This window comes from Psychrobacillus sp. 05T411, from assembly GCF_056396485.1.
Window position 1 is genome coordinate 104,722 of the sequence record NZ_JBFTLO010000007.1, and the last position, 12,098, is coordinate 116,819.

The 12,098-nt window shown below is 35.8% G+C and carries 9 protein-coding genes and 1 other annotated feature; of the genes, 4 read left to right on the forward strand and 5 right to left on the reverse strand.

The window, feature by feature from the left end; genetic code table 11:
- Window positions 1-135 precede the first annotated feature (135 nt).
- Window positions 136-362: a binding site (T-box leader), on the forward strand.
- A 45-nt stretch (window positions 363-407) separates the two neighbouring features.
- Window positions 408-3,050 carry a valine--tRNA ligase gene (locus AC1DFT_RS07370; protein WP_477918546.1) on the forward strand — a complete coding sequence of 881 codons (2,643 nt, stop codon included), beginning with the start codon at window positions 408-410 and terminating at the stop codon, window positions 3,048-3,050.
- A gap of 21 nt (window positions 3,051-3,071) precedes the next feature.
- Here AC1DFT_RS07370 and AC1DFT_RS07375 read toward each other — a convergent pair whose 3' ends face one another.
- Together AC1DFT_RS07375 and AC1DFT_RS07380 are read right to left on the reverse strand one after the other, a co-directional pair.
- A complete protein-coding gene (locus AC1DFT_RS07375; RefSeq protein ID WP_477918547.1) occupies window positions 3,072-3,884 on the reverse strand; it encodes an ATP-grasp domain-containing protein in 813 nt (270 codons plus the stop codon).
- The gene (locus AC1DFT_RS07380) at window positions 3,881-4,759 is read right to left on the reverse strand and encodes an ATP-grasp domain-containing protein (RefSeq protein ID WP_477918548.1); all 879 of its coding nucleotides are present in this window, start codon (window positions 4,757-4,759) and stop codon (window positions 3,881-3,883) included. The genes AC1DFT_RS07375 and AC1DFT_RS07380 overlap by 4 nt, the downstream gene beginning before the upstream one ends.
- Window positions 4,760-4,847: 88 nt before the next feature.
- Here AC1DFT_RS07380 and AC1DFT_RS07385 point away from each other — a divergent pair, with 88 nt between their 5' ends.
- Both AC1DFT_RS07385 and AC1DFT_RS07390 read left to right on the forward strand, forming a co-directional pair.
- Window positions 4,848-6,071 carry a bifunctional folylpolyglutamate synthase/dihydrofolate synthase gene (locus tag AC1DFT_RS07385; RefSeq protein ID WP_477918549.1) on the forward strand — a complete coding sequence of 408 codons (1,224 nt, stop codon included), beginning with the start codon at window positions 4,848-4,850 and terminating at the stop codon, window positions 6,069-6,071.
- A 100-nt stretch (window positions 6,072-6,171) separates the two neighbouring features.
- The gene (locus AC1DFT_RS07390; RefSeq protein ID WP_477918550.1) at window positions 6,172-7,875 is read left to right on the forward strand and encodes a sensor domain-containing diguanylate cyclase; all 1,704 of its coding nucleotides are present in this window, start codon (window positions 6,172-6,174) and stop codon (window positions 7,873-7,875) included.
- Window positions 7,876-8,417: 542 nt separating this feature from the next.
- Here AC1DFT_RS07390 and AC1DFT_RS07395 read toward each other — a convergent pair.
- The 3 genes from AC1DFT_RS07395 to AC1DFT_RS07405 are packed head-to-tail and all read right to left on the reverse strand — an operon-like array spanning window position 8,418 to window position 10,382.
- Entirely contained in the window at window positions 8,418-9,491 is a 1,074-nt protein-coding gene (locus AC1DFT_RS07395; protein WP_477918551.1) for a hypothetical protein, read from the reverse strand.
- A 14-nt stretch (window positions 9,492-9,505) separates the two neighbouring features.
- The gene (locus AC1DFT_RS07400; protein ID WP_477918552.1) at window positions 9,506-9,919 is read right to left on the reverse strand and encodes a prepilin-type N-terminal cleavage/methylation domain-containing protein; all 414 of its coding nucleotides are present in this window, start codon (window positions 9,917-9,919) and stop codon (window positions 9,506-9,508) included.
- A 25-nt stretch (window positions 9,920-9,944) separates the two neighbouring features.
- On the reverse strand, window positions 9,945-10,382 hold the full coding sequence (locus AC1DFT_RS07405) for a PulJ/GspJ family protein (RefSeq protein WP_477918553.1): 438 nt from the start codon (window positions 10,380-10,382) through the stop codon (window positions 9,945-9,947).
- Window positions 10,383-10,725: 343 nt separating this feature from the next.
- Between AC1DFT_RS07405 and AC1DFT_RS07410 the strand changes: the two genes are divergently transcribed.
- A complete protein-coding gene (locus AC1DFT_RS07410; protein ID WP_477918554.1) occupies window positions 10,726-12,081 on the forward strand; it encodes a VanW family protein in 1,356 nt (451 codons plus the stop codon).
- Window positions 12,082-12,098: the final 17 nt, after the last annotated feature.

The following is a 12,098-nucleotide window of genomic DNA, read 5'->3' on the forward strand; positions in this document are numbered from 1 at the left end:
CAATAAAACCGTGTTCTGCGAAGCCAATCAGGTAGTAAATAAGGATTATAGCCTTTTCTTTTCATAATATTCTCCTTTCACGAGACTTGACTTGACGACATATGATAAGATTAGGTACAATATTGACAACTAAATAATGATGCAATGAATGGGAAGAGTAAAATGACTTGGTTATCAAAAGAAAGGAAACAATTTGCTGAAATGTTTCTGTTAATCGCCATTTGAAGGTAGCCCATGAGCAGCATTTGTGAACTAATAGTAGCAAATGCCGGTTTGAAGCCGTTATCGAATTGAGAGCGTGATGTGCATTTTGGCATCTGCGAATAAAGGTGGTACCGCGAACAAACTCCTTCGTCCTTTAATGACGACAGGAGTTTTTTTATATTCATTTTTTAGGAGGAAACAATATGACAAATGAAACAACGATGCCAACCAAGTATGATCCTCAGTCGATTGAAAAAGGTCGATATGAGTGGTGGCTTGAAGGAAAATTCTTCGAAGCACACCCAGAAAGTGATAAAAAACCGTATACTATCGTAATACCACCTCCAAACGTAACTGGAAAATTACATTTAGGTCACGCTTGGGACACTACTCTACAAGATATTCTGACACGTATGAAACGTATGCAAGGGTACGATGCACTTTGGTTACCTGGTATGGACCACGCAGGTATTGCAACACAAGCAAAAGTAGAAGAAAAGCTACGTTCGGAAAATATTTCTCGTTATGATCTAGGCCGCGAAAAGTTTGTCGAAGAAACATGGAAATGGAAAGAAGAATATGCAGGTCATATTCGTGCACAATGGTCAAAACTTGGACTTGGTCTAGACTACTCTCGTGAGCGTTTCACACTAGACGAAGGTTTATCGAATGCTGTAAAAGAAGTTTTCGTTAAGCTGTACAATAAAGGGCTAATTTACCGTGGTGAGTACATTATTAACTGGGATCCTGCGACAAAAACGGCACTATCCGATATCGAAGTAATACACAAAGATGTACAGGGTGCATTCTATCATATGCATTACCCACTAACAGATGGTACTGGTTCCATTGATGTTGCAACAACTCGCCCGGAAACGATGCTAGGTGATACGGCAGTAGCGGTACATCCGGAAGATGAGCGTTATAAACATTTAATCGGGAAAACAGTTAAACTGCCAATCATTGGACGCGAAATTCCAATCGTTGGAGATGATTACGTAGATATGGAATTTGGTAGTGGAGCAGTGAAAATTACCCCTGCCCATGACCCGAATGACTTTGAAATTGGTAACCGTCATAATTTACAACGTATTTTAGTGATGAATGAAGACGGTACGATGAATAAAAACGCTGCAAGTTACGAAGGTATGGATCGTTTTGCATGCCGTAAACAAATCGTTAAGGATTTACAAGATGCAGGTGTTTTATTCAAAATAGAAGAACATTTACATTCAGTAGGCCATTCAGAGCGTAGTGGAGCCGTTGTTGAACCTTATTTATCTTTACAATGGTTCGTTAAAATGCAACCACTTGCAGAAGAAGCGATTAAGTTACAACAAGCGGAAGGAAAAGTAAACTTTGTACCGGACCGCTTTGAGAAAACCTACTTACAATGGATGGAAAATATCCATGATTGGTGTATTTCCCGACAATTATGGTGGGGTCATCGAATCCCTGCTTGGTATCATAAAGAAACTGGCGAAGTTTATGTTGGACACGATGCTCCAGCTGACGCTGACAATTGGCAACAAGACGAAGATGTATTAGATACTTGGTTCTCCTCAGCTTTATGGCCATTCTCCACACTTGGTTGGCCGAGTGCAGAAAACGAAGAGTTTAAAAAATATTATCCAACGAATGCACTTGTAACTGGTTATGATATTATATTCTTCTGGGTTTCCCGTATGATTTTCCAAGGAATCGAATTTACAGGAACTCGTCCGTTTGAGGATGTATTAATCCATGGACTTGTTCGTGCAGAAGATGGACGTAAAATGTCTAAATCACTTGGAAACGGGATAGACCCAATGGACGTAATCGACCAATACGGTGCCGATTCTCTACGTTATTTCTTAAGTACTGGTTCATCCCCAGGGCAAGATTTACGTTATTCTACTGAAAAAGTAGAAGCAGTTTGGAACTTTGCCAATAAAATTTGGAATGCATCTCGTTTTGCATTGATGAATATGGATGGCTTAAAATTTGAAGAAATTAATTTAGATGGTAAAAAGTCAGTTGCAGATGCATGGATTTTAACGCGTCTAAACGAAACAATCGAGCAAGTAACAAGACTTTCAGAGAAATATGAGTTTGGTGAAGTAGGGCGTGCCCTTTATAACTTCATTTGGGATGATTTCTGTGACTGGTATATTGAAATGTCCAAACTTCCGCTTAACGGAGACGCTGAAGAAGCGAAGAAAATGACTCGTTCTGTATTAGCATATGTTTTGGATAATACAATGAGACTATTACATCCATTTATGCCTTTCATCACGGAAGAAATTTGGCAAAACCTACCGCATGAAGGGGAGTCTATTACAGTAGCTCCTTGGCCAACTGTGAACGAAGCTCTTTCCAATAAAGAAGAAGCAGCTAGCATGAAATTACTTGCAGAAATCATTCGTTCTGTACGTAATATCCGCTCAGAAGTACAAACGCCAATGAGCAAAAAAGTACCGCTATACATTTCTGTAAAAGATGCTGATACGTTAGCAGTACTTGAAGCAAACGCAAAATATTTAGAGCGTTTCTGTAATCCAGAACCACTTGTAATTGGATTGGATTTAGAAGCGCCTGGTCAATCGATGTCAGCAGTTGTAACTGGAGCTGTATTATATCTTCCACTACAAGGATTAATCGATATCGATGCAGAAAAAGCTCGTTTAGAAAAAGAATTAGAAAAATGGGCAAAAGAAGTGAAGCTCGTTCAAGGGAAATTATCAAATGAACGCTTCGTATCCAAAGCACCAGAGGCAGTAGTTGCAGAAGAACGTGCAAAAGAACAAGATTATTTAGAAAAACATGCAACTGTGTTAAAACGCTTGGAAGAATTGAAGAACTTATAATAAAAAAAGAGTGCAGCCAGGTCAATCGGCGCACTCTTTTTCTGTTAATTTTTTCTTTATATAATTCATGATCGGTATAGCAATATCTTGTCCGGTAGTTGCGAAGTAAGATCTAGCGCCAACTGGGTCTTCAATTTCATTGAACAGCCAATTTCCGTCAGGAAGCAGTAGAAAATCTATCCCGATGTAATCACTTTTTAATGCCTTAGCGATTTTTTGTACATCCGCAACTTGTTGTGCATTTAAACTATATTTTTCTACCCTACCACCAAGTGTGAAATTAGATTTGAAACTATTTTCTGCACCAATGCGTTTCACCGCACCTACTACTGTTTCTCCTAACATAAATACCCGCACATCTGTTGCATTTGTTTCGATATAGGTTTGTGCGATGATTGTTTGGGACTTGTGTTCTTCTAGGAAAACAGCCGCATCTTCTTTTGTTGGAACAAGTTCTACCTGTGTTCCGCCATAGCCATCTACTGTTTTTAACACGGTTGGATATTCTATAATATCATTAGTACTTTTTATTTTCTTAGTTGGCACAGCTGCTATTCCAAGAAGTTGCACGAGCTGAATAGCTTTTAATTTATCATTGGCTATTGAGTTTACTTCTGCCCGATTAAACATGGGGATATTCCGCTCTTCTAGTTGCTTAGCAAGTTTAGGATTTCTTGCTCTAAAAAAGATGAAATCAACATCTGGAATAGTAGGAGTTTGATCATCTATTACAGTAAGGGTGAGTCCATGACTTTCTGCAGCATTTATAAGCCGGTCTATGAAACTTCGATTGCGTTCCATTTCCTTTAATTCATATATTAATAAGCCGTTCATATCGTGAGCGCTCCAACTTTGGAAAGGATATAACTAATCATAAAGTCTCCCACATTGATGCCGGTTACGTTGTATATGTTACGGATATGGGCAACCCCATTTACTTCACATACTAAAGGTTCTTCATCTTCCCCAAATAATAAATCGACACCTGCAAATTCTGCGTTTAGTGCAGCCGCAGCTTGGATGGCTACTTCTTTTTGTCTTTCCGTCAACATAATAGAAGAAGCAGTACCGCCATTTGTAATATTGGCGCGAAAATCTGTTTCGGAATGTCGATGCATGCAAGCAACTACTTGTCCGCCTACTACATTAACACGAATATCTCGTCCTCGACTCGTCTCGATAAATTGTTGAAATACGTATTCAACTCCGCTAAGCTCCGCGACTTTTTCGAAAAACTGTTTTCTTGTTTCGATTAAATAGACACGCATGCCAAACGATCCATGTGCTTCTTTTATAATCATCGGTAACTTTAAAGTTGCTAATACTTGTTCATAATAACCTGTCTGCTCTATAGAAAAGCCGCTATATACTTTAGGTGCAATAATTGTGATGGGCATTGGTACATGTGCTTGTGCTAAAGCGATATATTGCTGCGCTTTATTGTCACAAATCTCAATGACGTTTKGATCATTAAAAACAGGAATACCTTGATTTTTTAAATATTTGGCTAGCAAAATATCCTTATCAAGAAAGACGACAAAATCGGGTCTGACCGGTAAATATTGCTGGACATTCATAAGCAGCTCATAGTTTTTCACTAATGTTGCTTGGATTCCTTGTTTTTCAGCAGCTTCTTGAAGGAGGAGCGCTTGGTCGATAAATTTATCGTGAGTAAGACTACCGTTGTATACAATCCAACATGTTTGCATAATGAAAGACCCCTTCGATTGCGTGTTATAATAGTGTTCATAAGAAGTTTAGCACGAAAAGAACAAAGACGGAAGTAGGGTAAAATACGTGGAAATAACAAATTTTAATACGTACAAAAAAAAGTGGAAAGTAGAAAGTGAAACAGTGATAAAACCAGGGCTTGAATCTATGCAAATAGCCTTAAATATATTAGGGAATCCGCAAAATAAGCACCAGGTCATCCACGTGGCGGGTACAAATGGCAAAGGGTCGACCATTGCATTTTTAAGTGCACTGGCAAAAGAACATGGTTTGTCTTATGGCTCGTTTACGTCGCCAAGCATAGTCGATGTGCATGATCAAATCCAATTAAATGGCCAAAACGTCACAGAGGAACAGATGGCCAATGCTTTCCGAAAAATACAAGGAGCAGGACTAAGTGGCATGCTAACTGATTTTGAACTTTTAACAGTAGTTGCCTTTCTCGTTTTGGAAGAAGCACCATTGGATATGGTGTTTATCGAGACGGGCATGGGGGGGAGATTAGATAGCACAAATGTGATGGACCAGTCGATCGCAATTATCCCCAGTATATCAATTGACCATACCAACTTTTTAGGAGATACAATCGAAAAAATAAGTTGGCATAAAGCAGGCATTACCAAAGAGAATGGCAAACTTATAATAGGGCCATTAACGGAAGAAGCAAAATATGAAGTAAATAAAGAAGTGAACGAAAAAAATGCACAACTTATAGAATTCGGTAAAACTTTTTCTATACAACAAAACACGTATACATATGGAAAAAATATATTTGAAAATCTACATCCACAAATGTTAGGTAGACACCAACTATCTAATATGGCCTTAGCAATTACTGCACTCATAGAAAGTGGTGCACCGTTAGATAAAAACAAAGTTCAAACTGCTGTAAAAAAAGCAAGTTTACTCGGTAGAATGGAGAGGGTAGACACAAATGTTTATTTTGATGGTGCGCATAACGAAGCAAGCATCAATGCACTAGTAGAAACGATTAAAGAAATGTTTCCGAATAATAAAATCCATTTTATCGTTGGTATTTTAAAAGATAAGGATTATATTTATATGCTCCGAAAATTAGAGGAGGTTGCTAGCTCTTTTGAATTTGTAAATTTTCATCATGAAAGAGCACTTCCAGCTTCCATTTTATATAAACACTGTTCGCACAGTGAAAAATACATTACTAAAGATATAGATAAAATATATTTTAAAAATAATGAAAAATCAACTGTGACTATTATCACTGGATCATTATATTTTATTACAGAAGTAAGAGTGAAAATGGTTAATTAGTAGATTAAAAATTCTAATAAATTCATGGTACAATTAAAAATAGTTGAGGACATGCTATTTGTCTTAGTCGAAAAACACTAAAGAGGTGGAAAATAGTTCTATGGATATTTCGGATAAAGCGAAAAAGAATATTTATATATTATGGCTATTAGTAGTGCCTCTTGGTACATATTTAGCTTATCTCTACGCTCCCATGCGGCAAATTAACTGGGGTATAATGTCATTTTTATTAGCTTTAGCGTTGCTTACTACCATTTTCCCGTTTTTTATATCTGGAACAACGATGTTTCTAGTGCAATGGGTTTCGATAGCAATCTATTTGAATTATGGTATTTTCGCGGAATTGCTAGTCATGCAATTATGTTTAATCCCAATTGCTTATCACATGAAAACGAATCGAGAAAACGCTTACCGAATTGTATATTGCTCTTTTATGTTTTTTTTAGTTTCTGTTATATGTGGTGCGATTGTTCATTTTATTGGGTTTGAATTAGGCACCTTAGTCGTGAAAGATGTATTGGTATACGGTTCTATTTATGCGGTTTTATATATTATATTGAATCACTTATTTTTATACGTTAGAGACGTGCTTACAGGACTCGAACCTAAATTTCTTACGAGAGATTTTGGCTGGGATGCTACTGGATTACTTATGACCTTACCATTTGGATTAAGTTTATATTTTCTTCAAAGTTACGTCGGTACTAGTGCTTTTTGGTTACTTGGGGTGCCATTTATATTGATCACCTTATTAATAAGACTATATAGTGATTCGGAAAAAGTGAATGGTGATTTGAAAAAAGCTAGTGAATTTGGTCACGAATTGGCGGAGCGGATGACTGGCAGAGAGATTATCGATATGTTCATAGATAGAATTGCCAACATGTTTCCGATGGATGCTGCTTATATTGTCGATGATTTATATGGAAGTTTTGAAATACTGCGTGCAATTGAAGATGGAGAAAACAAAGACCTGCACTTTGCACATGAAGAGCTTGCAAACAGCCTAGCAGGGATTGTTTACGAAAAAGGAGTTCCAACTTTATACAATAAACAAAGCGAATGGATTCATATAAAGCCTCCATTTTTAAATTTAGAAATGCAAAGTGTGATGGCTGTACCTATTTATCGCAACCAAAAAATAGAAGGTGTCCTAGTCTTGGCATCTCGCCATAAATATTCTTTCGAGGCATACCAACTTAAAATCATCCATTTACTCTGTTCTTATTTTGCCGTTTCGGTGGAAAAAGCAAAGTATGTACGAGAAGCAGTAGCTAAAAGTGAACGGTGTGAATTAACAAAATTGCATAATTACCGTTATTTTGATAGACAACTTGAATCGGATATGGAAAAATTGACGCTCGGACAATATAGTACCTTGTCATTAATCATGATGGATATTGATAAATTCAAGGCAGTCAATGATACCTTTGGACATCATAGTGGAAATCTTATTCTGCAAGAGTTTGCCCAAATTATTAAAAGGGAAATTGGAAGTAGTGGAACCGTTGCAAGATATGGTGGAGAAGAATTTGTCATCTTACTTCCGAACTACACAAAAACCGAGGCGCTTCACATCGCTGAACAGCTCCGTCGAAAAATTGAACAAACTCCATTTATTGTGCTAGCAGATCTAGACCAGGCAGCCAGTGAGAAAATCATCTTCATAACAGCAAGTATTGGAGTTGCCACCGCGCCTGAAGATAGTGATGAAGGTATGTCGCTTCTTCGTAATGCGGATAGGGCTTTGTATACTGGGGCTAAGCAGGCTGGTAGAAATCGGGTGGCGGAGTATGTGAGATAGGGGAAATGAAAAGCTAAAATTTCCTTATCCCTCCCTGCAGCAAACAAAAATGTTCCTTAATTTGTGGCTAACACAAGTGAGGAGTTGGGTTACGGAATTTTTGAAATAGAAAGAAGTTGTCTTAAGTCGACTGTAAATTCGACAATGGACAACTTCTTTTTTCCGGTTATAAAGTTACTTACATGTTGTATCAACTAAGCCCTAGAAATGATTTAGTTCTTGAAATTGAGGGTAGAAACATAGGCTCTCTGCCCAAAGTGTAATCGACCGAAGATATAATTTCGGTTACTGTTACTTTCTAAGAAGACAAATTCCCTAAACAAAACCAAGTTAGACGAACCCTTGCCCGCCCCTGTGACAGACTCAAATGCCTTCAATTTGTGACTGCCACAGGGGCGGGTTCCGCTCATCTTTTATCTTTTTATCTATTCCTCGGTTGTTAAGGTATGTTCACTAAACCCTATAAATGAATTGTAGTTAATTGTCGGAATTTCGTATAATTGTTCTAACATAAGGTCCAAAATCAATAGATAAATTTTAAATTAATGATATATGACTTCTTCAGTAATATCATCTACAACTACAGTTTCATGTATTACATAACTGTCCTCTTCAATTGTATTAATAAAGTTACATTTAGAATTGAATTCTTCTGCTAAAACAAAACGAATAGCATTTTCTATCACGGTAGGTGTTTTAACAGTTAAGATATAGACATTTGAACCACCTGTAGTGTTAATTTTTTTTGCATCAAATCCGGAAATTTCTTTAATACATACCTTTGAATTTCCATTTAACTTCAGAATATCTTTATTGCCATTACTTTCTTTATTGTTAGTAAATTCTAATTTTTTTATATAAATATTAGAATTATAAATTTCACTTCGATTAGTGGTAGTTATAGTTACTCTATTATATAGTTTAATCTGATTAGAGATTGTAGTTTTATTAGAAATCACTAGATCATCTTCAGCGGTTATTGTTCCCCCATGTGTACCTGAAGTGATTGTAGCACCAGGAATAAAGGTGGCATTAAGTAAGTTTGCAGGCAAGTTTAATATAGTTGATATTTTGTTTTGTTTATTTGAAATGTTTCCTTCAACTTCAATTTCTAATTGAGGATGTCCTGATGAAGTAAGAATTTTTGAATCTAACAAGGAAAAATTGACAGAAGGACTAGAATTTATTTCATTTACAGTTTTTATTAGATTAATACTTTTATCTGAATGAGGACAAATACTATTCTCGAAATCTTTATCATTATCAATACATTCTAGTTGTTTTTGTAGTTTAGTACGATATTCAAGCTCTAAAGAGTTAATTCGATTTGTTTTTTCTGATGCTGTTAGCTGGTCATCAACTAAGGTATCCTTATACCTATTATCATTTTTAAGTGAAAATAAAGTTTCGGTAATTAGATTCAAAACTTCTGTATGGTAATACTCAATCCCCATTTCAGCAATCGCCGTAACTTCAAAAGTATCGTCGGTCTGTTCTACCTGTTTTTGCTGACTTAGAGCTTTCATTGTAAAAGTTGCAAAGAGTAAAACTACTACAGTAATTAGAACCATTGTAAGGAGAAGGGTATAGCCTTGTTCATTATGAACTTTCTTCATTTTTTTCACACTCCTTATTTTAATTTACTAAATGTCGTTTCTACTTGGAATTTTACAGCATCATTTGTTGAAGACTTTAAAGTTAGCTTAAATTTGAATTCTTTACTAGGAATAATTGTTGATGGTTCTAAAATGTAGAGAATATTTTTTTTGTCAAAATCTTCATGTTTATCTACACCGTAATTTACGGTTAAGGTATTATTAGTGTTTGTTATGCTAGTTATTGTTGATTTAGTATGTAGTTGCTGAATCGTATTTATAATCAAATTTGCCTCTTGTTGCAATTGATTTTTAGTAACTTCTCGATCATTAAAACTTAAAGCTTGAAAAAAGAAATTCCAAATAAGGACAGAAATTATTCCAAACAATGCAAGTGCAGCTAACAATTCTACTAAAGTTATTCCCTTTTCGTTAAATCTTTTTGCCATAAGAAATCTCCTCTTCAGTAAAACTTCAATTCTTAAGATATCCATAGGTTGTTGTTAGTATTCTGTCATTAGAGTTCATAATGTCTATTTGCATCCTATGTAAAGTTTGTGCCCCATTTACATCGGGTGTTGGCCAAATGGTAATCTTAGCTTTAAAAGATTGATTATTTGAATCATATGTTCCTAAGATAATAATCGGATTTGAAGATGAATTAATATTTGATGAAATGGTTATAGGTAGGTTTTCTTTTAATATTGCTTTATCTAATGTCAATTTCTTCATTTTTACAAGTAATTCTTTCCCCACATTCGCCGCATCCAAGTTTTCTCCATTTTTATTGTTTATATTAGCCATTTGAGGGAACATGGTTAGAAATAATGAAATGACAACAGTCAGTAATACGACGGAAGCTAGTATTTCCACAAGCGTGAATCCACTTGTATTTTTAAGTCTGTTTAACAAAAGTGATCATCCTTTTCGCTTGTGAATTTTGTCAATAATGGCCTTCTATATACTATACTAAGATAGGGTGTAAATTTTTGCTAGAAACTTTATATGAAGATATTGTAAAGTAATTTTATTTTCTTCTATTAACCTCTTGTAATTATTAGCTTAATAATATATAAATAAGTAAAAAGAATCAATAAAAATCTTATTGATTGATAAATATGATTTAGTATGAAACTTTAATACTAGAATCGACTAGAATTATATAATTCGTTATAATCATTATATTACTTTATTTATGGAAGATAAAATAGATAGATAAACTTATACATAATGTTAGTTAGAGGAAGGTGTACTTATGAAGCTCATTTGGAAAACGGCTATTTTAATTATTTTAACATCATTTCTATTGTATTTATGGTCCAGTAACTTCACACCTTTGCAACAACAAGTTCAAGCAGAAGGGGAGAGCTCGGGATCTACTATTGGCGGGCAAGAAGTAGACTCTCTTAAAAAAGAGGAGATTATCTCTCTATTGAATACGAAAATTTTAGAGTGGAAACGAAATCCAGTTTTGTTGACTGGTAATAGTATAGAAATTGCGATAGAGCCAGAATGGTTTAGCTTTGACGTAGAAGCATCAGTCGATCAGTATTTAAATCAAGTAGATAAGCCTTGGTTTGCATTTTGGAAATCCACACCAACTGTTCACATTCCATTGCAGTTTTCGATCCATCCCGAATTAACTACTTTAATCGAAGGAAATGCCCAATTGAATGTGGATGAAACGATTGCGAATATTACCAATCAGGTTGGTGTACTTTCTACCCAACCAATAGAAACTGTTGCCTTAGATTTCTCTATGTTTGAATCGGAGCGAATGGCATTTGAGTTAGAAAATATTGCAGTCAATACTAACGATTTAACCAATATCGTATCGGCTTTAAACGAACAAGTGATTGGAAGTGGGGAAGTATTTTCTCTATTAGATCACCTAAGCGACGTAAACTTAGGAGCCAGTAATGAAACGGCAGATTTTGTTGCTTCTGTGCTATATAGTGTAATACTTCAAACGAATTTTGAGATATTAGAACGCCATTCACAAGGGGCTATGCCAGGTTACCTACAACCAGGAGTAGAAGCGAAAGTACGTAAAAATTCGAATGAAGATTTCAAATTTGTAAATAAGGAAGCAGCGCCTGCAGTATTAAAAGTACAAATAAAAGGGACAGATTTATTAATCGAAATATATTCTGTACCATTAGATACGGAAGCGACATATCGTTTGGGAGATAGAGTAGAAATAAAACCTAGAATAATCTATCGCTATTCAGCTGATTTAAAAGTGGGGCAAGAAGAACTTGTGCAAGAAGGCAAGGCTGGTCTTCGAGTCTCAGTCTATCGAACTATTTCAGATAAATCAGGACCGTTTGAAAAGGAAGAATTGATCGACCAAGATTATTACCCACCAGTAAATAGAGTCATTCTGAAGTCTTCCTTAGTTCCAGAAGTACCAACTTTAACCGATCCGGACTTGACTATTGATCTAAATGGTGATGGATTACCAGATATGAAGCCAGTTCCTCCAACTTCTTCTCCATCTTCGGAAGAAACAAATGAAGAGGAACAAATAGAAATCGATGAATCTACTGGATTATCAGAAGGAAGTTATTACGATAAAGCTGGGAACATCATCCATCCAGAATCGAAATAGCCGTAGAGGGAGGAAAG